The 21877-nt window shown below is 41.3% G+C and carries 24 protein-coding genes; 16 read left to right on the top strand and 8 right to left on the bottom strand.

Going from position 1 to position 21877, the window contains the following annotated elements:
- Window positions 1-6 precede the first annotated feature (6 nt).
- The 4 genes from ACVBD2_RS02750 to ACVBD2_RS02735 all read left to right on the top strand — a co-directional run bounded on the left by ACVBD2_RS02750 (window position 7) and on the right by ACVBD2_RS02735 (window position 3073).
- A complete protein-coding gene (locus ACVBD2_RS02750) occupies window positions 7-801 on the top strand; it encodes a transporter substrate-binding domain-containing protein (protein ID WP_461686049.1) in 795 nt (264 codons plus the stop codon).
- Window positions 802-813: 12 nt separating this feature from the next.
- Window positions 814-1491 carry an amino acid ABC transporter permease gene (locus tag ACVBD2_RS02745; RefSeq protein WP_000131126.1) on the top strand — a complete coding sequence of 226 codons (678 nt, stop codon included), beginning with the start codon at window positions 814-816 and terminating at the stop codon, window positions 1489-1491.
- Window positions 1492-1500: 9 nt separating this feature from the next.
- Window positions 1501-2160 carry an amino acid ABC transporter permease gene (locus ACVBD2_RS02740; RefSeq protein WP_125838495.1) on the top strand — a complete coding sequence of 220 codons (660 nt, stop codon included), beginning with the start codon at window positions 1501-1503 and terminating at the stop codon, window positions 2158-2160.
- Between the two features lie 130 nt (window positions 2161-2290).
- Window positions 2291-3073, top strand: a complete 783-nt coding sequence (locus ACVBD2_RS02735; protein WP_125838493.1) for a DUF4037 domain-containing protein — start codon at window positions 2291-2293, stop codon at window positions 3071-3073.
- 286 nt (window positions 3074-3359) lie between these two features.
- Here ACVBD2_RS02735 and ACVBD2_RS02730 read toward each other — a convergent pair whose 3' ends face one another.
- From ACVBD2_RS02730 to ACVBD2_RS02720, 3 genes are all read right to left on the bottom strand, one after another.
- Window positions 3360-4382 (bottom strand): YdcF family protein, encoded by a 1023-nt coding sequence (locus tag ACVBD2_RS02730; RefSeq protein WP_000273627.1) that lies wholly within the window; start codon window positions 4380-4382, stop codon window positions 3360-3362.
- A 67-nt stretch (window positions 4383-4449) separates the two neighbouring features.
- Window positions 4450-4887, bottom strand: coding sequence for an Rrf2 family transcriptional regulator (locus ACVBD2_RS02725; RefSeq protein ID WP_125838491.1), 438 nt, complete (start codon window positions 4885-4887; stop codon window positions 4450-4452).
- A 56-nt stretch (window positions 4888-4943) separates the two neighbouring features.
- Window positions 4944-5786 (bottom strand): metallophosphoesterase family protein, encoded by an 843-nt coding sequence (locus tag ACVBD2_RS02720; protein WP_461686048.1) that lies wholly within the window; start codon window positions 5784-5786, stop codon window positions 4944-4946.
- Between the two features lie 197 nt (window positions 5787-5983).
- Between ACVBD2_RS02720 and ACVBD2_RS02715 the strand changes: the two genes are divergently transcribed.
- Together ACVBD2_RS02715 and thrS are read left to right on the top strand one after the other, a co-directional pair.
- Window positions 5984-6358, top strand: coding sequence for a hypothetical protein (locus ACVBD2_RS02715; protein WP_461686047.1), 375 nt, complete (start codon window positions 5984-5986; stop codon window positions 6356-6358).
- Between the two features lie 332 nt (window positions 6359-6690).
- Window positions 6691-8634, top strand: a complete 1944-nt coding sequence (gene thrS / locus ACVBD2_RS02710; protein WP_084949155.1) for a threonine--tRNA ligase — start codon at window positions 6691-6693, stop codon at window positions 8632-8634.
- A gap of 47 nt (window positions 8635-8681) precedes the next feature.
- Here the strand turns inward: thrS and ACVBD2_RS02705 are convergent, their stop codons facing one another.
- Window positions 8682-9656, bottom strand: coding sequence for a sensor histidine kinase (locus ACVBD2_RS02705; RefSeq protein ID WP_461686046.1), 975 nt, complete (start codon window positions 9654-9656; stop codon window positions 8682-8684).
- Window positions 9649-10326, bottom strand: coding sequence for a response regulator transcription factor (locus tag ACVBD2_RS02700; protein WP_071851469.1), 678 nt, complete (start codon window positions 10324-10326; stop codon window positions 9649-9651). The genes ACVBD2_RS02705 and ACVBD2_RS02700 overlap by 8 nt, the downstream gene beginning before the upstream one ends.
- 322 nt (window positions 10327-10648) lie before the next feature.
- Here ACVBD2_RS02700 and ACVBD2_RS02695 point away from each other — a divergent pair, with 322 nt between their 5' ends.
- The 4 genes from ACVBD2_RS02695 to ACVBD2_RS02680 all read left to right on the top strand — a co-directional run bounded on the left by ACVBD2_RS02695 (window position 10649) and on the right by ACVBD2_RS02680 (window position 13978).
- Complete coding sequence (locus ACVBD2_RS02695) at window positions 10649-11218, top strand: TetR/AcrR family transcriptional regulator (RefSeq protein ID WP_132973608.1); 570 nt, start codon at window positions 10649-10651, stop codon at window positions 11216-11218.
- A gap of 85 nt (window positions 11219-11303) precedes the next feature.
- Window positions 11304-12080 carry a ferredoxin reductase domain-containing protein gene (locus ACVBD2_RS02690; RefSeq protein WP_132973606.1) on the top strand — a complete coding sequence of 259 codons (777 nt, stop codon included), beginning with the start codon at window positions 11304-11306 and terminating at the stop codon, window positions 12078-12080.
- A gap of 111 nt (window positions 12081-12191) precedes the next feature.
- Window positions 12192-13265 carry a DUF2974 domain-containing protein gene (locus tag ACVBD2_RS02685; protein ID WP_132973604.1) on the top strand — a complete coding sequence of 358 codons (1074 nt, stop codon included), beginning with the start codon at window positions 12192-12194 and terminating at the stop codon, window positions 13263-13265.
- A gap of 83 nt (window positions 13266-13348) precedes the next feature.
- Window positions 13349-13978, top strand: coding sequence for an MBL fold metallo-hydrolase (locus tag ACVBD2_RS02680; protein ID WP_461686045.1), 630 nt, complete (start codon window positions 13349-13351; stop codon window positions 13976-13978).
- A gap of 104 nt (window positions 13979-14082) precedes the next feature.
- On the opposite strand, the gene ACVBD2_RS02675 is transcribed toward ACVBD2_RS02680, so the two are convergent.
- Window positions 14083-14847 (bottom strand): hypothetical protein, encoded by a 765-nt coding sequence (locus ACVBD2_RS02675; RefSeq protein ID WP_461686044.1) that lies wholly within the window; start codon window positions 14845-14847, stop codon window positions 14083-14085.
- A gap of 88 nt (window positions 14848-14935) precedes the next feature.
- A complete protein-coding gene (locus ACVBD2_RS02670) occupies window positions 14936-16828 on the bottom strand; it encodes a M13 family metallopeptidase (RefSeq protein WP_461686043.1) in 1893 nt (630 codons plus the stop codon).
- A 179-nt stretch (window positions 16829-17007) separates the two neighbouring features.
- On the opposite strand from ACVBD2_RS02670, the gene ACVBD2_RS02665 reads away from it, so the two are divergent.
- From ACVBD2_RS02665 to ACVBD2_RS02640, 6 genes are all read left to right on the top strand, one after another.
- A complete protein-coding gene (locus tag ACVBD2_RS02665) occupies window positions 17008-17730 on the top strand; it encodes a metal ABC transporter ATP-binding protein (RefSeq protein ID WP_000619158.1) in 723 nt (240 codons plus the stop codon).
- Window positions 17727-18575, top strand: a complete 849-nt coding sequence (locus ACVBD2_RS02660) for a metal ABC transporter permease (protein ID WP_000634601.1) — start codon at window positions 17727-17729, stop codon at window positions 18573-18575. The genes ACVBD2_RS02665 and ACVBD2_RS02660 overlap by 4 nt, the downstream gene beginning before the upstream one ends.
- Before the next feature lie 25 nt (window positions 18576-18600).
- On the top strand, window positions 18601-19533 hold the full coding sequence (locus tag ACVBD2_RS02655) for a metal ABC transporter substrate-binding protein (RefSeq protein WP_049489570.1): 933 nt from the start codon (window positions 18601-18603) through the stop codon (window positions 19531-19533).
- A 113-nt stretch (window positions 19534-19646) separates the two neighbouring features.
- Complete coding sequence (tpx, locus tag ACVBD2_RS02650) at window positions 19647-20141, top strand: thiol peroxidase (RefSeq protein ID WP_049519287.1); 495 nt, start codon at window positions 19647-19649, stop codon at window positions 20139-20141.
- A gap of 83 nt (window positions 20142-20224) precedes the next feature.
- Window positions 20225-20875: a metal-dependent transcriptional regulator gene (locus tag ACVBD2_RS02645; protein WP_461686042.1), complete on the top strand. Its 651-nt coding sequence runs from the start codon at window positions 20225-20227 to the stop codon at window positions 20873-20875.
- A 107-nt stretch (window positions 20876-20982) separates the two neighbouring features.
- On the top strand, window positions 20983-21396 hold the full coding sequence (locus ACVBD2_RS02640; RefSeq protein WP_461686041.1) for a hypothetical protein: 414 nt from the start codon (window positions 20983-20985) through the stop codon (window positions 21394-21396).
- A gap of 30 nt (window positions 21397-21426) precedes the next feature.
- Here the strand turns inward: ACVBD2_RS02640 and dtd are convergent, their stop codons facing one another.
- Window positions 21427-21870, bottom strand: coding sequence for a D-aminoacyl-tRNA deacylase (gene dtd / locus ACVBD2_RS02635; protein WP_461686040.1), 444 nt, complete (start codon window positions 21868-21870; stop codon window positions 21427-21429).
- Window positions 21871-21877: the final 7 nt, after the last annotated feature.

Genomic DNA, 21877 nt, shown 5'->3' with positions numbered 1-21877 from the left:
GCGCCTATGAAAAAGAAATTTTTTTTATCCGCATTATTGATTAGCCTTTTCAGCCTTGCTGCTGCCAAACCAGTCCAAGCCGATACCAGCGTCGCAGACATTCAAAAAAGAGGCGAACTAGTTGTCGGTGTGAAACAAGACGTTCCGAATTTTGGTTACAAGGATCCCAAGACAGGGACTTATTCTGGTATCGAAACGGACTTGGCCAAGATGATTGCAGACGAACTCAAGGTTAAGATTCGCTACGTTCCTGTTACCGCTCAAACCCGTGGCCCACTTCTTGACAATGAACAGGTCGATTTGGATATCGCGACCTTTACCATCACAGAAGAACGTAAAAAACTCTACAACTTCACCAGTCCCTACTATACGGATGCTTCTGGATTTTTGGTCAATAAATCCGCCAACATCAAAAGTATTGAGGACCTAAACGGCAAAACGATTGGGGTTGCCCAAGGTTCCATCACCCAGCGCTTGATTACTGAACTGGGTAAAAAGAAAGGCTTGAAGTTTAAATTTGTAGAACTTGGTTCCTACCCAGAATTGATTACTTCCCTTCACGCTCATCGTATTGATGCCTTTTCCGTGGACCGCTCTATCCTGTCTGGCTACACCAGTAAACGAACAGAACTACTAGATGATAGTTTTAAACCATCTGACTACGGTATTGTTACCAAGAAATCAAACACCGAGCTCAACGATTATCTCGATAACTTGGTCACCAAATGGAGCAAGGATGGTAGTTTGCAGAAACTTTATGACCGTTACAAGCTCAAACCATCTAGCCACACAGCAGATTAAGGAGGACACCCCATGACAGATTTATCATCTTGGACAGCCTATTTTCAGGATTTTGGACAATTTTTCAATGGTTTCCTCTTCACACTTGCCCTAGCGATTGGTTCCTTTATCCTCGCCATGGTTTTGGGCATCTTCTTTGGGGCCATGTCAACTAGTAAACGCCCATTCTTGCGCGTTTTGGCTCGTATCTTTGTCGAATTTTATCAAAATACTCCCCTCTTGGTGCAGTTTGTCATCGTCTTTTATGGTTTGCCTCTTATCAGTGAACACACCATCATGATTCCGATTTATTGGACTGCTGTTCTCTGCGTGGGACTCTATCACGGCGCTTATATCGCTGAGGTTATTCGTTCAGGGATTCAGTCTATTCCTAGCGGTCAGATGGAGGCCGCCTTGTCACAAGGTTTTACCTATATCAGTGCCATGCGCTTGATTATCTTGCCTCAGGCCTTCCGTATCATCCTTCCTCCTTTGACCAACCAAATCGTTAACCTCATCAAGAATACCTCTACCGTAGCTATCATCTCTGGAGTAGACTTGATGTTTGTGACCAAGTCTTGGTCAGCTCTCAACGGAAACTATATCCCAGCCTTTTTAGGTGCTGCTCTTCTCTACTTTGCCCTATGCTTCCCTGTTGCCCAGTTTGGTCGCAAGATGGAGCAAGCCAACAAAAAAGCCTATTCACTTTAGGAGGTTACTATGGAATCTATTTTAGAAGTTTTAACCCCAGATAACCTAGTCTTTATCTTTAAAGGATTTGGCTTGACTCTCTACATTTCTCTGATTGCTATCGTCCTCTCGACCCTTATCGGAACAGTGCTAGCCGTCATGAGAAATGGGAAAAATCCTATCTTGCGTATCATATCCAGCATTTATATCGAGTTTGTACGTAACGTTCCCAACCTCCTCTGGATTTTCACCATCTTTTTGGTGTTTAAGATGAAGTCCACACCAGCTGGTATTACAGCCTTTACCCTCTTTACCTCAGCAGCCTTGGCTGAGATTATCCGAGGTGGCCTCAATGCCGTGGACAAGGGCCAGTACGAAGCAGGAATGTCACAAGGATTCACCTATGCGCAAATCCTCTACTACATCATTCTCCCACAAGCGATCCGTAAAATGCTGCCAGCTATCATTTCTCAGTTTGTAACTGTGATCAAGGATACCAGCCTTCTCTACTCTGTTATCGCTCTACAAGAACTCTTTGGCGCCAGCCAAATTCTCATGGGTCGTTATTTCGAACCAGAGCAGGTCTTCAGTCTTTATATCCTGATTGCCCTCATCTACTTCAGCTTTAACCTAGCAATCTCTAGCCTGTCTCGCATGCTAGCCAAACGTTGGCAACAAGCAGCAGAATAAAAAAAGAAATGTGAACAAAAATAGACGTTCACATTTTTTGCTATAAATGAAAAAGTAGCAACTTAATGCTATGCAAACGTTTTACTTTTTGATAAACTGACTTTAAAACCATAAAGCAAGGAGAAAAACAATGATCCACGAACTTTACAAAGAATTCTCTCAACTGGAACAAGTAGAAGCTATCGCTCTTGGTGGTTCACGTGCAGGACAAAACTACGATCAAAATTCTGACTATGATGTCTATGTCTATCTTAACTCACCTATTGACGAAAAAACTCGTCAAATCATTCTTAGCAACTATTGCTCCTATATGGAAATTGGAAACCAGTTTTGGGAGTTAGAGGACGACTGTGTACTAAACAACGGTATCGAAATCGAGTTGATTTATCGTTCGCTGGAGTCGTTTGAACAAGAACTAAACTCAACTGTTTTTCAGCATCAAGCCCAAAACTCTTATACAACCTGTATGTGGCACAATCTACTCCACAGCAAGATTCTATACGATCCGAATGGACACTATGCTTCGCTCCAAAAAACTTACCAGATTCCCTATCCACAGGAACTCAAAAAGCAAATCATTGAAAGGCAACTCCTTTTGCTAGAACAAGCCATGCCTGCCTTCTCTCACCAAATAGAAAAAGCGATCAAACGCCAAGATCTTCTTAGTATGAATCATCGTACGAGTGAATTTTTTGCTTCCTACTTTGACTTGTTATTTGCGCTCAATGAGCAAACCCATCCTGGTGAAAAACGAATGTTGGAGTACGCAAAGACCAATTGTACTCTCCTCCCTAAACAATTTGAAGAAACTATTCGCAAGTATTTCCAGCTACTCTATCAACCACAACAAGGAGAACAAGCGATCGTAACCTTGCAAACTATCCTGAAGGAACTAAAAGCCATTTTGCCATAGACCAAAAATAAAATGTGAACCTCTGTTGCTGTTCACATTTTTATTTGTAGTTGACTGTAAAATTCTAGTCTACTCATATTCAGTTGCCTATTTTTGACTCTCTCTGAAAATCTGCAACTAGGTTAGAAATTGTTCAATTGATTGACGAGCAATCATAAAGCCGTTCCAAAAACCGCACTCACAATCACTTACCCTGCTCTTTCATTACTAGTGACAATTTTTCCCTCAGGGTTACTACAAGATTTTTTAGAGATTCTAACAAGAATTACAATATGAATTTTACATATTACCATAGAACACCTCTATAGGAGAAAATCAGAGCTAAAATTAATAAAATATAGAAGGCGAGAAAAAGCCATCTCATCTTCACACATAGAGCAATATATTCTCTAATAAAGGCCGATGGGATATAGTAGGCGGCTGTACGGCAACCAAGACCATCTCCCTTCATCCCAATACGGCGAGCATAGGTACTGGTACGAAAAACATGGTAATCATTGGTCACAAAGAGAAAACGTGGACTGGCCACCAGCTTCTCTCCCATTTCTTTTGAGAAGAGAAGATTCTCATAGGTCGTCGTTGAGTCTTCCTCTAGGAGAATCGCTTCTCTCGGAACATCCGTCTCTTCCAGCAAATAATTACAAATTGCCTGACCCTCGGAAATCTTCTCATCCCCACCTTGACCACCACTTGCGATGATTTTAACATTGGGATTGAGAGACTGGCGATAGGCTTCTACTGCCTTGTCAATGCGACTCTTCAGTAAGGGAGTGACTTTTTCTCCATTCAACAAGCCTGCTCCGTGAATGATAATAAAATCATAATGTTTTTTCTTAGGAATGAAAAGATACAGAATGGAATAAAGCAGAAATCCTGCAAAGGCAAAACCAAAAATCAAATACGAATAAATCAAAAAGAAAAAGATAATATTCACTAGATGATTGGTGTAAAACAAGCCCTTGGTATCGCTCACTCGAATCGCCATGATTACAAAAAAGAATAGAATCACACACCCTAGCCCCAGAGACAAATAATTTGCCTTGGATTTTCCTTCTTTTCTCAACAATACAAATCCGTTATAAATCAGAAAAAAGCCACTTAGAAAAACTAAAAAAGGCAGCAGGAGAAAAATCCCTGCAAAGAAAATCATGTGCACTTCTTCCTGCCCAGCTTCATAAAAAAGATTGGCAATAGACAGGTAAGAAAAGAGCAGAGATAAAAGCAAGAGAGCTGGATTCCAGAGACTGCGATTGTCCCTAAAAAATGAAATCAAAAAAAGTAGGACGAAAAATCCTGTAATAAAGTACATAGTCTCCTCCTTTAATGACTACATTGTACCATAATTATGGCAATAGAAAAAGAGGAGCCTAGTCCTCTTACTTAGACAGTTTATTCTGAGCATCGGCTACAACCTGAGCCAGACTCGTCTGACGAAGTTGGTTTTCCATCGCTGCTTGAACATCGAACAGCTTTTGGTCCAAGACTGCATGGATATTCGCACCAATTGGGCAATTAGGATTTGGATTGTCATGGAAACTAAAGAGCTTACCAGATTTTCCTAAACACTCCACAGCTTGGTAGACATCCAACAAATTGATCTCTTGAAGGTCTTTTATTATCTCAGTTCCTCCCGTACCACGAGCAACTGAAATCAATCCAGCTTTTTTAAGTTGTGATAAAGTCTTACGGATAATGACTGGATTGACTCCGACACTGGCCGCAAGAAAATCACTGGTTACTTTACTATCTGTATCCTGCATTGCAATAATAATCATCATATGGGTCGCAATGGTAAATCGGCTTGAAATTTGCATCTTCTTCTCCTTTTACATCCTATCTGATACCCATTATACCCTTTTGTGTTGTAATGTCAATTATTACCACTATCCAGCCACGCATCCAACTCAGCATCATGCCCTTGTTCTTGGGCGATTTCAGACAGAAGCCCATGATTATGAGTGTGGTGAATCCCATTTACCAAACTTTCATAGTAAATCTGGAAATAGGGGAGTTTTAAGTCCCTAGCCAGCTGCAATTCGGCTTCTACATCATAATCCACTCGACGAAAATCAACATCAGACAAACCTGCTTCATCAAACTCTAAAATCATATACTGGGCACGCAAGTCCTTACGCAACCGCGCATCTAAAAAGAAGGGTTGCCCAATCGAACCTGGATTAAGAATCAACTGTCCGTCACTTCCGTAACGAAGAAACTGTTGGTGGATATGCCCATACACTGCGATAGAAGCATACGGCTCCGTCACCAATCTATCAAAATCTTCTTGTTTTCCCGTATGAATCAACTCCCTACCCCAGTTTTTATCAGGGAGATGGTGAGTGATTCCTACCGTCAAATCACCAAACTGACGATGAACTTGCATGGGTTGATTGTGGAGGTCTTCGATTTCTTTAGGGCTAATTTCTTCTAAGATGTACTGACTTTGGCGCAAGAGATAACGATGACTCGCTTTTGTAGGATCTAGCTTGCGATGCAAACCACGCCAGAGACTATTCTCCCAATTTCCCAGCACTCTTGCAGTGATGGGCAAGCTAGCTAAGAGATTCAAAATCCTTCTACGCCCCGTTCCCGGCATAAGAATATCCCCCAAAAGCCAGTACTCATCTACCTTTGCCTTTTCAGCATCAGCCAGTACAGCCTCCAAGGCTGTCGTATTCCCATGTATATCTGAAAGAACTGCTATTTTCGTCATTCTTTCTCCTCATTTCCTCTTACTTCTTCTGTTAGTATTATAGCAGAAAACACTCCAAAAAATCACTATCACTGCTTACCTGATCAACTTGTAAGAGCTTCCAATACGTGCTATAATATAAATAGAGAGCTCCCCTTCATTTAGGATTACGTGGTCTTCAACATCTCTCTATTTTTGCAGATTGGAGGACTATTGCCATGCGGAACTATCTTAAGTATATCCCATACTACCTTGTCATATTCTTCTTTTACTGGCCCCTCTATGAGTTGCTTTTACTGCTGATATCTGATCCTTATACGCTGAAAGGGCTTTACATTTACAACATCATCCTCTTTTCACCTTTGGCAACCTTCATCGTGTCTCTTCTTTATAGCTACCGTTTCCAATTCTCACTGTGGTGGCTGCTCGGTATTGGTCTGGTCTTTTGCTTTACCATCATCACCTTTGGTGAGTTCATCCTGCTTTACTTCCTAGCCTATGAACTCTTTGCCCTACTTGGCTTGGCTGCTGGCATGGGTATCAAGCATGTCTTCCAAAGAGAGAAAAACAAAAAAATTATACAAAAACCTTGAAAATTCTCGCAATCATGCTATAATAATGCATAGAGACAAGTCACTTAGTCCCTTTCTACTAGAGAGTGCGTGGTTGCTGGAAACGCATAGAAAGCCTAAATTGATACTACTCTACTGACTTTTATGCAAACATAAAACGGTGGCTACGTTAAAGCCAATCTGAGGTGTCCCTCTTTTTGAGGAACATAAATGAAGGTGGAACCACGTTGCGACGTCCTTTTATGGATGTCGCTTTTTGATTTATTAACGAAAAATCAAAAGGAATTTCTATTTATATTTCAAGGGCACCTTTACTATAACTAGGCTAATAAAAACTTTATAAGGAGAAAACCATGATTAAGATTACTTTCCCAGATGGCGCTGTTCGTGAATTCGAATCTGGCGTAACAACTTTTGAAATTGCCCAATCTATCAGCAATTCCTTGGCTAAAAAAGCCTTGGCTGGTAAATTTAACGGCAAACTCATCGACACGACTCGTGCTATCACTGAAGATGGAAGCATCGAAATCGTGACACCTGATCACGAAGATGCCCTTCCAATCTTGCGTCACTCAGCTGCTCACTTGTTTGCCCAAGCAGCTCGTCGCCTCTTCCCAGATATTCATTTGGGTGTAGGTCCAGCTATCGAAGATGGTTTCTACTATGATACGGACAATCAGGCTGGTCAAATCTCCAACGAAGACCTTCCTCGTATCGAAGAAGAAATGCAAAAAATCGTCAAAGAAAACTTCCCATCAATCCGTGAAGAAGTGACTAAAGACGAGGCACGTGAAATCTTCAAGAACGACCCTTACAAGTTGGAATTGATTGAAGAACACTCAGAAGACGAAGGCGGTTTGACTATCTACCGTCAGGGCGAATACGTGGACCTCTGCCGTGGTCCTCACGTCCCATCAACAGGTCGTATCCAAGTCTTCCACCTGCTCAACGTAGCTGGTGCCTACTGGCGTGGAAATAGCGACAACGCGATGATGCAACGAATCTACGGTACAGCTTGGTTTGACAAGAAAGACTTGAAGAACTACCTTCAAATGCGTGAAGAAGCCAAGGAACGTGACCACCGTAAACTCGGTAAAGAGCTTGACCTCTTCATGATTTCACAAGAAGTCGGACAAGGTTTACCATTCTGGTTACCAAACGGAGCGACTATCCGTCGTGAATTGGAACGCTACATTGTCGACAAGGAAATCGCTGCAGGCTACCAACACGTCTACACTCCACCAATTGCCTCCGTGGAACTCTATAAAACTTCTGGTCACTGGGATCACTACCGTGAAGATATGTTCCCAACTATGGACATGGGAGACGGTGAAGAGTTTGTCCTCCGCCCAATGAACTGTCCTCACCATATCGAAGTTTATAAACACCATGTACACTCATACCGTGAATTACCAATCCGTATCGCTGAGATTGGCATGATGCACCGATATGAAAAATCTGGCGCCCTTACAGGCCTTCAACGTGTACGCGAAATGTCCCTAAATGATGGTCATACTTTTGTAGCTCCAGAACAAATTGAGGAAGAATTCAAGAAAATTCTTCAATTGATTATCGACGTGTATGAAGACTTTAATTTGACAGATTACCGTTTCCGCTTGTCTTATCGTGACCCAGAAGATAAACACAAATACTTTGACAACGATGAGATGTGGGAAAATGCACAACGCATGTTGAAAGCAGCTATGGATGATATGGAACTGGACTACTTTGAAGCTGAAGGTGAAGCAGCCTTCTACGGACCAAAATTGGATATCCAAGTTAAGACAGCTCTCGGAAAAGAAGAAACCCTTTCTACTATCCAGCTCGACTTCTTGCTTCCAGAACGCTTCGACCTCAAATATGTTGGAGCAGATGGTGAGGAACACCGTCCAGTCATGATCCACCGTGGGGTTATCTCAACTATGGAACGCTTTACAGCTATCTTGATTGAGAACTACAAGGGTGCCTTCCCAACATGGCTTGCACCACATCAAGTGACCCTCATCCCAGTATCCAACGAAAAACATGTGGACTACGCATGGGAAGTAGCCAAGAAACTCCGTGACCGTGGTGTCCGTGCAGACGTAGATGAGCGCAATGAAAAAATGCAGTTCAAGATTCGTGCTTCACAAACCAGCAAGATTCCTTACCAATTGATCGTTGGGGATAAGGAAATGGAAGACGGAACAGTCAACGTTCGCCGCTACGGCCAAAAAGAAACACACACTGTCTCAGTTGATGACTTTGTTGAATCTATCCTGGCTGATATCGCCAACAAATCACGCGTTGAGAAATAAGTAATTAACACAAAAGCCTCCATTCGGAGGCTTTTTCTCATCTATGTTTACTCAATAACGAGCTTCACTTCAGCGAATTTGATGCGTACGATTGTTCCTTTTCCGACCTCAGACTCGATGCGAATCTGGTGACCCAGTTCTTCAGAAATTTTCTTAGATAGATAAAGTCCAAGTCCAGATGACTGCTGGGTTAGACGACCATTATAGCCTGAAAACCCACGTTCAAAGACTCGGAGAACATCGCTGTTTTTAATCCCGATTCCCGTATCCTTGATACAGAGCTCCTGATCTTCCATATAGATCTCTAGTCCACCTTCCTTGGTGTATTTGAGACTGTTTGAGATGATTTGCTCAATGACGACCAATAACCACTTCTTATCGGTCACGATGGTTTTGTCTAAATCATGTAGATTGACCGTCAGCCCCTTCTGGATAAAGAAAAGTGCGTATTTACGAACCATCTCCTTGACCAAGTCCTCCACTTGAACCTTTTCAAAGACCAAGTCATCGTGAAAACTCTCTAAACGCAAGTACTGCAAAACCAGATTGGTATAGGAGTCAATCTTGAAAATTTCCTGTTCCAGCTGCTGCTTGACCTCCCGATCAGAGACTTCTGCTACCAAGAGACGACTCGCCGCAATGGGGGTCTTGATCTGGTGAACCCACAAGGTATAGTAATCAAGCAAATCCGTCAGCTTGCTTTGGGCTTCCGACTTCTTTTGATACAATTCAGACTCACGCTCTTCAAGTTTCTCAGCCAGCGCACATTCCAGAGGAGACTTGGGATTTCTCTCAGCATAGAGAATTTCCTGACGGTAAACCTGAGCTTCTGCAAATATATCCCAAGCCAAAAATAAAACGGTCAAAAAACTACTGAGCAGCAAAAAATAAAGAAAATAAGATCCTAGACTAGCAAACAGAAACTGAAAGAGAAGAACAAGAAATCCCAACGAAAAAATATAGACAAAGATGCGACTGCGAGAACGCAGATAGGCTAGAAAAAATGATTTCCAATCAAGCATGTTTCAGTCCGTATCCTATCCCTTTCTTGGTTTCGATAAAGCCTGCTAAGCCTTGCTCCTCCAACTTTTTGCGCAGGCGAGCAACGTTGACAGACAAGGTATTGTCATCGATGAAAAAGTCGCTATTCCAGAGTTCTCTCATCAAGTCATCACGCGCCACGATATTGCCCGCATGTTCAAACAAGACCCGCAAAATTTGAAATTCATTCTTAGTCAAACTCAGAACTTCCCCCTGATAATGCAGGTCCATAGACTTGGTATTGAGGATCACACCCGCATACTCTAGCAAACTTTCATCCCGCCCAAACTCATAGGAACGGCGCAATAAACCTTGAATCTTGGCAAGGAGGACCTGCTGGTCAAAAGGCTTAGTTACAAAGTCATCCGCTCCCATATTGATTGCCATGACGATATCCATAGCCTGATCTCTCGAAGACAGAAACATGATAGGTACCTTGGAAATTTTACGAATCTCCTGGCACCAGTGATAACCATTAAAGAGTGGCAGACCAATATCCATGAGGACCAAATGTGGCTCCGACTGGACAAAGAGACTCAATACTTCCATAAAATCCTCTACCAAAACGACCTCAAATCCCCACTCAGAGAGTAGTTTTCCCACTTGTTGCCGAATGACTTGGTCATCCTCTACTAGTAAAATCTTGTGCATGCGCTCCTCCTTTGCTATTTCTCAAAGTATCAAAACCCTTTATATCAGATCTACGGATCAGTGTCTCATACTATTTAGCAGCCTATTCCCCACAAATCCAGATCAGTAAACAGATGCTATATAGAGAACATTCCCACTGATATCATACCTTATTTTTAAGTATAGTTCCAGCCTTATCCTATATTTTCCTTTTGTGTTCATTTGGTTAGCGTTTCTTTCACTTATTTAATAGATCTAGCCTTCTTATTGACAAGCTAGCCATGATTTGTTAGAATATGAATGAACAAATCGGTTTATTCATTCATAAAACAAAGGAGGCTAAATCATATTGGACAAAAAACAAGCTTTAAAGACAGCAGCCTATGAAGTTTTTTCGAAAAAAGGTTACAAGGCAACAGGAATTTCAGAAATTGCTAGGCAAGCTGGTGTTGCAGTTGGTTCTTTTTATAACTATTACGAGAGTAAAGAAGCCATTTTTCTAGACATCTATATAGATGAAAACAACCGTGTTCGCCAAGCTATGATCGAAGAACTGGATTGGGAAATTGACATGATCGACCTCATTGGTCAACTATTTGCTCAGTCCAGAACTCTCGTTTCTTCCAATAAAATCCTTGCAGAATGGTACAATCCTGCCATAGCAGATGAGTTGCACAGCTACTATTCCTCGGAGGAAGGCAAAGTCGCAAATCCATTTCATCAGTTTCTAGTTAAAACTTTTACAAATCGTATGCAGGCTGAAGGGTACTCGCCAGAAAAGATTCAAGATATCTTACAAGTTTACAACCTGTTTTACTACATGGATATGCATATCACGGAAAAAGATTTTCCAGATATTGGCAAGACCGTTGAAATACTTGCAACCAACTTCATTAAAGGAGTTCTAAAATAAAGAATGGATTTCTTTATTTTTTGGAAAAATATGAATGAATTTTTTTAAAGTTCATTCATAAAATTAAGAATAGGAGTCATAAAAAATGAAAAGAGGTAAAAAAATGTTCATTATCATTCTATCTACACTTGGAGTCCTAAGCCTTATAATTTGGGGTGCCATCGCTTATCTTGGACGAAGCCAGACATTATCGATAAAATCCATCGAAAACCCCAGCGGAGATCTATATTTAATTCATATCACAAAACCGAGTCATCAAATCTGGAAAGCTGGGGCTTATGCTAAGTTTACACTCCCTGACACCTCGTCTACTACTAGAAAAAATGAAGATAAAGGGAATCAATCTAGTCGATGGCTAACCATTGCCTCCACACCTGATGAAGATGAAATTCTCATTTTAACTCATAATAGTGGTAGCCTCTTTAAGGAAACCTTGACACATTTACCGGCTGGCAGTGAGATTGAGATGAGTTGGCTGGATTCCTCTTTGACCGTTAAAGATACGAATCAGCCACTAGTTTGCTTTGCATCTGATGTTGGTATTTCTGCTCTACGCCCGCTTGTCAAAGAGTGGGCTGGTAAATGCCCGATTATTCTCAATCATTTTGACAAAGGAGTAACTATTTTTGATAAAGAGATGAAAGAACTAGCTCAAAAAACACCGAATTTTACTTATAAAACTAACGATGAACTTTCTCAAAGTCAAGAATTTTTAAAACGTGCTATTGATGAATACGGCAATCAAGCCAGCTATCTCATCACAGGTCAGCCTGATGATGTAAATGAGATGAAGAATTTTTTAAAGGAAAATGGGATTGATAGCAAAAACATACAAGTAAGCTCGTTTAGAGGTTTGAAATAGGAGCAATCTATCTTCTATGTATTTCAATCAAACCCTACTAGGTCATTCCAACAAGCCTACTAGCTAATTCTAGGTAAATGTGATAGGATAGACATAGAGAAAGGAGCTTTTATGGCCAATATTTTTGACTACTTGAATGATGTAGCATACGATTCCTTTTATGACCTCCCCGTGAATGAGTTAGATGTTCTTGCCTTGACTGAATTAACCTACCTTGCTTTTGATGGTGTAGTCACCCAAGAACCCCAGCGCCTCATAGATCTAGCACCTCAAATCCCTAGAGAAACGACGATGCTGACTAGCAAAAACCGCATCCAGTTATTGGATCAGCTCGCTCAACACAAACGTTTTAAAAATTGCAAGCTCTCAGACTTTATCAATGATATTGACCCTGAATTGCAAAAACAGTTTGCGGCTATGACTTATCGTATCAGTCTCGATACTTATTTGCTTGTTTTTCGTGGGACGGATGATAGTATCATCGGTTGGAAAGAAGATTTCCATATGACCTATATGAAGGAAATCCCAGCTCAAAAACATGCCCTCCAGTATTTACAAGACTTTTTTGCCCAACATCCTAAGCAAAAGGTTATCCTAGCAGGACACTCAAAAGGGGGCAACCTAGCCGTCTATGCTGCCAGTCAACTTGATCCAAACTTACAGAAAAACATTATCGCTGTCTATACTTTTGATTCTCCTGGGCTTCACAAGGAACTGACCAAAACGCCAGGCTATCAAAACATGATGGAAAGAACGAAAGTATTTGTCCCACAAGGTTCTATCATCGGTATGATGCTGGAAATCCCTGATAAAAAAATCGTTGTTCGCAGCACTGCCCTAGGTGGTATCGCCCAGCATGACACCTTTAGTTGGCAAGTTGAAAACAAACACTTTGTCCAACTGGATGAGACCAATAGTGACAGCCAGCAAGTTGATACTACCTTCAAGGAATGGGTGGAGACAGTCCCTGATACGGAACTACAGCTCTACTTCGACCTCTTTTTTGGAATCATTCTTGATGCAGGCATCTCCTCTATCAACGATCTTTCTTCCTTCAAGGTCATTGAACACATTCACCATCTCTTTGTCCAAGCCCAATCCCTCACTCCCGAAGAAAGAGAAACCATGGGACGCTTAACCCAACTCTTGATTGACACCCGCTACCAAGCATGGAAAAATCGTTAAGGTAGAAAAAGACTTTCTGATACCCTAAGCCTTCTCTTCTGTGTTATACTGATATCAGTACATTCTTTGAGATTGGAGCCAGTATGAAAATCCATAAAACCGTGAATCCCATTGCCTATGAAAACACTTATTATCTGGAAGGAGACCAACACCTGATTGTGGTTGACCCAGGTAGCCATTGGGAAGCTATTCGCAAGACTATCGAGAAAATCAACAAACCAGTCTGCGCGATTCTCCTGACCCACACCCACTACGACCATATTATGAGTCTGGACTTGGTTCGTGACACTTTTGGAAATCCCCCCGTTTATGTAGCAGAAAGTGAAGCCAGCTGGCTCTATACTCCCGTTGACAATCTCTCTGGCCTACCTCGTCATGATGATATGGCTGATGTCATCTGCAAACCAGCTGAACACACCTTTGTCTTTCATGAGGAATACCAGATCGAAGAGTTTCGTTTTACAGTTCTACCAACCCCAGGGCACTCTATTGGCGGTGTTTCCCTGGTCTTTCCTGATGCTCATCTAGTCTTGACGGGAGATGCTCTATTCCGAGAAACCATTGGTCGGACAGATTTGCCAACTGGTAGCATGGAACAACTTCTCCATAGTGTCCAGACTCAACTCTTCACTCTTACTAACTACGATGTCTATCCAGGGCATGGGCCAGCTACGACCATCGCTCACGAAAAATCCTTTAATCCCTTTTTCTAGCAAACAAAAAACCAAGGATAATTTCCTTGGTTTTTTTGTAGCTTCTATTTTTATGTTAATATTTGCTCAGAAGAATCAATATTGACTAGAAAAGTAATTCAAAACTAATTAGCTGGATTCAATTCTTTCCATTCAAGGTTAGACAACTCAAGCTTTTCAGAAGAAATATCTAAAACTTGCTCTGCTTTTTCGTTGCCACCGATTTGAATAGTTGCTTCTTTAACCTTCTGTACTCCATTTTTATCAAATGAATATAGAGCCAGGTTCATTTCTGGACGAGTTGACTGCCAGTCTGCATAAGAGACTTGACCATTTTCGTAAATAACAAAGCCTGAGCGAAAACCACCTGCAGAAGGTACATATGCTGTATGAAGTAAACTAGGTTTGTGATTTTCCAAGTAGTAAATGGCTGAAACAAATTTTTCATCCCCAATAATCAACTCGTCTTGCCCATCCTTATTCAAATCAACAAGGGCATATTTAAAGTCTGGTGCATTTTGATAATCCATTCGAGAGAAAATCATGCCATATTCCTCTGAAGCAATATTATTTTGTTTGATTTCCTCTGCGAGATCTTTTCTATTACCTTGTTTTAAAAGCTCTGTATAGTGATTATAGCGTTCAATCACATCTTTATACAAATCTCGACCAGTTTCCTTCTTATTTTCAGCAGTTGATTGTGATGCCTTGGTTGACGAGTCGCTTGTATTTTCAGTCTTTTCTTCTGTTGATGTACTAGTCTTATCATCTTTGGATACAGATGATAATGTAGATGAAGATTCTGTATTGCTATTATTTTTATTGAGACCACAAGATGCCAAAACTGAAATCGAAAAAATAGCTGAAAGCATCATTAAAAATTTCTTCATATTAACCTCGATAGCACTTTATTTTCAGATGGATAAACTTCAAATATGAGTCACTCACTTCAAAATGATACTTGATTTAGGACTCACTTTACCAAATAATCACACGGTCCTCTGGTGAACGCCACATACCATCGCCTTCTTTGACATCATAGGTTGTAAAGAAGTCATCGAAGTTAGGTACTTGCACATTGACACGGAGTTTGGCAGGCGCGTGCACATCGACACTGGCCATAAGTTTCATCAACTCAGGACGGCCTTTCATGCGCCAGATACGAGCAAAGTTGTGGAAGAATTCTTCAGCAGAGAAGTCTGGTTCTCTCTTAGCAGCTTCAAGGGCTGCAGCAATTCCTCCCAAGTCGGCAACGTTTTCAGACACGGTTAGTTTCCCATTAATCGTTGCTCCGTAAGATTCTTGTCCATCAAACTGGTCGATAACTTTCTGCGTTTTTTCTTTAAAGGCAGCATAGTCACTCTCTGTCCACCAATCCTTGAGGCTACCATTTTCATCAAAAGAAGCGCCATTTGTGTCGAAGGCATGAGAAATCTCGTGGGCAATAACAGCACCAATACCACCATAGTTAGCAGAAGATGACTGGTGCAAATCATAGAATGGAGCCTGTAAAATGGCCGCTGGGAAAACAATCAAGTTCTTCTGAGGATTGTAGTAGGCATTAACCATGTGTGCTGGCATGCCCCACTCCTTGTAGTCAACTGGCTGGTTCCACTTGCTCCAGCTGTGCTTGATTTCCACACGCGCAAAGGCTAGGGCATTCTCAAAGAGACTGGCAGTTTCGTCCACTACCTTGTCCTTGTAGCGGGCTGGCAATTCCTCTGGATAACCGATATAAGGCTTGATGACATTGAGTTTGACAATAGCCTTATCACGCGTTTCAGGAGTGAGCCAGTCATTCTTAGCCAAACGTTCCTTATAAACATCAATCATAGTCGCCACTTTTTTCTCTACGTCTGCCTTAGCTTCTGGGGAGAATTTTTCATGCGCATACCAGAGACCAAGGGCTTGCTTAAAGGGACCTTGGGCCAAGTGATAGGCTGCCTTGACCTTGTCCTGAGCTTCTGGAACACCTGAAAGGGCACGTCCATAGGCACCTGATAGGACACGAATCTCGTCTGTGAGATAGCTGGTTGAAAGATTGACCACAGCCAAAATCAAGGTTGCCTTAAGCAAAGGCCACGCTTCTTCACTATAAAATTGGTCTGCTGCTTGCCAGAAACGTTCCTCATCTACGATAACCTTATCTGGAGTTTGTCCAAGAACTGCTTGGAAGAAATCATCCAAAGGTAGGGCAGGGGCAAATTTCTTGAAATCTTCATAAGCGTATGGATGGTAGAGTTTGGCATATTCTGAACTTTCTTCGTTTGAAAGAACCACTGCTGCGATACGACGGTCCAATTCCAATCTCTTCTCTAGTAAGTCTTCGATTTCCTCATCTGAAAAATCATAGGCTTTGAGAAGATTTGCGCTACTTTCCTTCCAAAGCGTCAAGAGCTCCTCACGTTGAGGATGGTCTTCAGCATAGTAGGTTGTATCTGGCAAGATAGTTCCTGGTGCACTTGCCCAGAGAACATTGGTTCTGGCATCCATAAAGTCTGGTGATACTCCAAATGGAAGGAAGTTTGGTTTACCTGCTAGTTCAAACTCTGCCAGTTTGCTGGTAAAATCTGCAAAGCTCTCCAAATCTTGGTATTCCTTGAGCAGAGGAAGGACAGGCTTGATTCCATCTGCATCCCTCTTATCAAAATCACGTACCATACGATGGTACTTAACAAAATTTGCGAGGATAGCGTCCTCTGGAACATCTTCGCCTTCCAACCACTTGTCCGTAGTTGCCAGCATTAACTCTTCAATTTCCTCATCAAGGTCAATAAAGCCACCTGTTCGAGATTTATCAGCTGGAATAACAGCTGTTTTTTCCCATTCTCCATTGATTGCATCATAAAAATCGTCTTGATAACGTGTCATCTTGTTCTCGCTTTCATTTTTTCACTTATTCTTAGCTTAGCAAAAAACACTTGGGAATGCAATTAAAAATGGTCTCTCTTTTTTCTTCATTTTTCAGTTATTATTTTAAATTTTTTAAAAATTAACTTGACTTAATTTTTTTTTTAATGTATATTAAAAGACAGGAGGAAAATAACTGTATGATACGTATCGAAAACCTCAGTGTCTCCTACAAAGAAACGTTGGCACTAAAGGATATTTCACTAGTGCTCCACGGACCAACTATTACCGGAATTATTGGTCCAAACGGTGCTGGAAAATCAACTTTATTAAAAAGTATGTTGGGAATTATCCCACACGAAGGTCAGGCCTTTCTCGATGACAAAGAAGTCAAGAAATCTTTACATCGAGTTGCCTATGTCGAGCAAAAAATCCATATCGACTACAATTTCCCTATCAAGGTCAAGGAATGTGTCTCACTGGGACTCTATCCATCTATCCCGCTCTTCCACACTTTAAAGGCCAGCCACTGGAAAAAAGTGGCGGATGCACTTGAAATCGTTGGACTCTCAGACTATGCTGATCGCCAAATCAGTCAGCTCTCTGGAGGACAATTCCAACGTGTTTTGATTGCCCGCTGCTTAGTGCAGGAAGCTGACTACATCTTTTTAGATGAGCCTTTTGTCGGGATTGACTCGATCAGTGAAGAGATTATCATGAATACACTGAGAGACCTTAAAAAAGCTGGTAAAACAGTTCTCATCGTCCATCATGACCTCAGCAAAGTCCCTCATTATTTCGACCAAGTTATGCTTCTCAATCGAGAATTGGTTGCTATTGGTTCAACTGAAGAAACCTTTACCGAAGTCAATCTCAAAAAAGCTTATGGTAGTAAGCTCTTCTTTAATGGAGGTGACCTATGATAGTAGAATTTATCGATGGATTGCAACATTTCCATTTCCTACAAAATGCCCTGATAACAGCTATAGTCATCGGGGTGGTTGCTGGAGCCGTGGGATGTTTTATCATCTTACGTGGAATGTCTCTCATGGGGGATGCCATCTCTCACGCAGTTTTGCCCGGCGTAGCCCTTTCCTTTATCCTGGGAATTGATTTCTTTATTGGAGCGATCATCTTTGGCTTGATGGCTTCCATCATCATTACCTACATCAAGGGTAACTCTATCATCAAGAGTGACACTGCCATTGGTATTACCTTTTCATCTTTCTTAGCCTTAGGTGTCATCTTGATTAGTGTTGCCAAGAGTTCGACAGACCTCTTCCATATCCTTTTTGGGAATATCCTCGCTGTCCAAGATACGGACATGTGGATCACCATTGGTGTGGGGGCATTGATTCTCTTGATTATCGGGATTTTCTTTAAACAACTATTGATTACATCCTTTGACGAGCTTTTGGCTAAAGCCATGGGAATGCCTGTTAATTTCTATCACTATCTACTCATGGTGCTCTTGACCCTTGTGTCAGTCACTGCCATGCAAAGTGTTGGAACGATTCTTATCGTGGCCATGTTGATCACCCCAGCTGCGACGGCTTACCTTTATGCGAATAGCCTAAAGAGCATGATTTTTCTTTCATCAACCCTAGGGGCAACCGCTTCTGTTTTGGGACTCTTTATCGGCTATAGCTTCAACCTCGCAGCAGGATCCAGCATCGTGCTCACATCTGCCAGCTTCTTCTTAATCAGTTTCTTTATCTCTCCAAAGCAACGATACTTGAAACTAAAAAATAAAAAAATCAATAAATAAGGGGAAACCCTTCTGGAGGAATCTAATGAAAAAATTAGGTACATTGCTCGTTCTTTTTCTTTCTATCATTGGATTAGCTGCCTGTGCTAGTGGGAAAAAAGATACAGCATCTACAAACCAAAAACTAAAGGTTGTAGCGACTAACTCTATCATTGCTGATATTACTAAAAATATCGCTGGTGACAAGATTGATCTTCATAGTATCGTTCCTGTTGGTCAAGACCCACACGAGTACGAACCACTTCCTGAAGACGTAAAGAAAACTTCTGAGGCTGACCTCATTTTCTATAACGGTATCAACCTTGAAACAGGTGGCAATGCTTGGTTTACCAAATTGGTCGAAAATGCCAAGAAAACTGAAAACAAAGACTACTATGCAGTTAGTGACGGTGTAGACATCATCTACCTTGAGGGTCAAAACGAGAAAGGCAAAGAAGACCCACACGCTTGGCTCAACCTTGAAAATGGAATTATCTTTGCTAAAAATATCGCTAAACAGTTGATTGCAAAAGACCCTAGCAACAAGGAATTCTACGAAAAAAATCTCAAAGACTATACTGAAAAGCTAGACAAACTGGACAAGGAAGCCAAAGAGAAATTTAACAATATCCCTGCTGAGAAAAAACTCATTGTAACCAGCGAAGGATGCTTCAAATACTTCTCTAAAGCTTACGGAGTTCCAAGTGCCTACATCTGGGAAATCAACACAGAAGAAGAAGGAACACCGGAACAAATCAAGACCTTGGTTGAAAAGCTTCGCCAAACAAAAGTTCCATCCCTCTTTGTTGAATCAAGTGTCGATGACCGTCCAATGAAGACTGTTTCACAAGACACAAATATTCCAATTTACGCACAAATCTTTACTGACTCAATCGCTGAAGAAGGTAAAGAAGGTGACAGCTACTACAACATGATGAAATACAACCTTGACAAGATTGCTGAAGGTTTGTCAAAATAATCCATTAAAAACGTCATTCTCACCGAATTGGCGTTTTTTCAATTTCCGGTCAAATCATTGGAAAAATCTGACAATTCTCGGTAAAATAAAAGAAAAAAGAATGGAGTAGTTTCATGACCACTTTTCTCGGAAATCCTGTAACTTTTACAGGTAAACAACTGCAAGTCGGAGACAAGGCACTTGACTTTTCTCTTACAACAACCGATCTCTCTAAAAAAACGCTGGCTGACTTTGATGGAAAGAAAAAAGTCTTGAGTGTTGTCCCTTCTATCGATACTGGTGTCTGCTCAACGCAAACACGTCGCTTCAACCAAGAACTTGCCAACCTTGACAACACCGTCGTTCTTACCGTTTCTATGGACCTACCATTTGCCCAAGGACGCTGGTGCGGGGCTGAAGGTCTTGACAATGCCATCATGCTTTCAGACTACTTTGACCATTCTTTCGGACGTGATTATGCCCTCTTGATTAACGAATGGCATCTCCTTGCACGTGCCGTCTTTGTTCTCGATGCTGACAATGTCATCCGTTATGTAGAATACGTTGACAATATCAACACGGAGCCAGACTTTGAAGCTGCTATTGCTGCAGTTAAAGAACTAGACTAAAATCACAAGCATTATGACAGAAAGCTAGAGAAATCTAGCTTTTTTTGGTATACTAGATGGAGAGAATGAACAAGAGGAAACGAATGACTCCAAATAAAGAAGATTATTTAAAATGTATTTATGAAATCGGTACGGACATGCAAAAAATCACCAACAAAGAAATTGCTGCCCGTATGCAGGTCTCTCCGCCTGCTGTAACAGAGATGATCAAACGCATGAAAAGTGAAAATCTCATCCTCAAGGATAAGGAGAATGGCTATCTATTGACAGATATTGGCCTCAAACTGGTCTCTGAGCTCTATCGTAAACACCGTTTGATTGAAGTCTTTCTAGTTCACCATCTAGACTATACTAGCGATCAAATCCACGAAGAAGCTGAGGTCCTAGAGCACACTGTCTCTGACCTATTTGTAAAGAGACTGGATAAACTGCTTGGTTTCCCTCAAACCTGCCCCCATGGTGGAACTATTCCTGCTAAAGGAGAACTCTTGGTTGAGATCAACAACCTACCTCTAGCAGATACTAAAGAGGCTGGAACCTATCTCCTGACTCGGGTTCATGATAGCTTTGATCTACTCAAATACTTAGAAAAGCATGAAATTCATATCGGTGACCAACTCCAAGTCAAACAGTTTGATAATTTTTCCAATACTTTTACACTGGTCAACAAAGGTGAAGACCTCCAAGTTAGCATCGATATCGCCAAACAACTCTATGTCGAAAAAATCAACTAACCCCTTATTCCTGAAAGAAACTTCTTTCAGGGATTTTTTATTATTTTAGTTGTAAGTCCCATTCGTTTGGTGTAGAATGAAGTTAGAGAAAAGAGGGGAGGCGTCTTATGAAAAAACTCTTTAGAATCCATTTTGCAACCATTGCAGTCAGCGATTTGCTACTATTAGCAATTTTTATCTCCAAAACCGATCCCTCTGTAGACTGGCTCCTGCTCTCTGGTTTTATTTTTATCCTTTCTCAAGGACTGCTGCTATTTCGCTTGGTTGTCCGACTCAAACATCATTTCTCTGAGATTTATCCTCAGATTAACAAAAAAATTCGCCTCTACTACTTAGGGATTCTCTCAGTTGATCTTCTGTTATTGATCCTTTTAGTCTTCACCAGTTATCAGCGATTTTCCTCTCTTACGCCAATCATTACTTCTTGTCATTCTACTTTTTATTATATAATGGCTAGCCACATAAGAGAAAACTATCCAGACTTTTACGACAAACATATCTCTTTCTGGGAGTGTCTATAAACAAAAACCAAGCCGACTGGCTTGGTTTTCTTATCTATTTTTAGTATCAAGGATAATGGTGACTGGTCCGTCATTGACCAGCTCAACCTGCATATCTGCTCCAAAGATGCCTGTCTGAACGTGCACTTCCTGAGCTAGCTTCTGATTGAAAGCGTTATAGAAGTTAGCTGCCATATCAGGCTTGGCTGCACCTGTAAAGGCGGGACGATTGCCTTTCTTAGTGTCCGCAAAAAGGGTAAACTGAGAAATAGAAAGAATTGCGCCCTCAATATCCTTAACAGACAGATTCATCTTACCTTCTGCATCAGAAAAAATTCGCATGTTGACGAGCTTTCGGACAGCATAGTCCAGATCTTCCTCTTGGTCCTCTGGTCCTACTCCGACCAACAATAAGAGCCCCTGATTGATTTTTCCCTGAACCTGACCTTCAATACTCACTTGAGCTTTCTTAACTCGTTGAACGACGATTTTCATAAAAATC

Source organism: Streptococcus sp. KHUD_018 (assembly GCF_054861215.1).
This window is presented reverse-complemented; position numbering and strand designations above follow the sequence as displayed.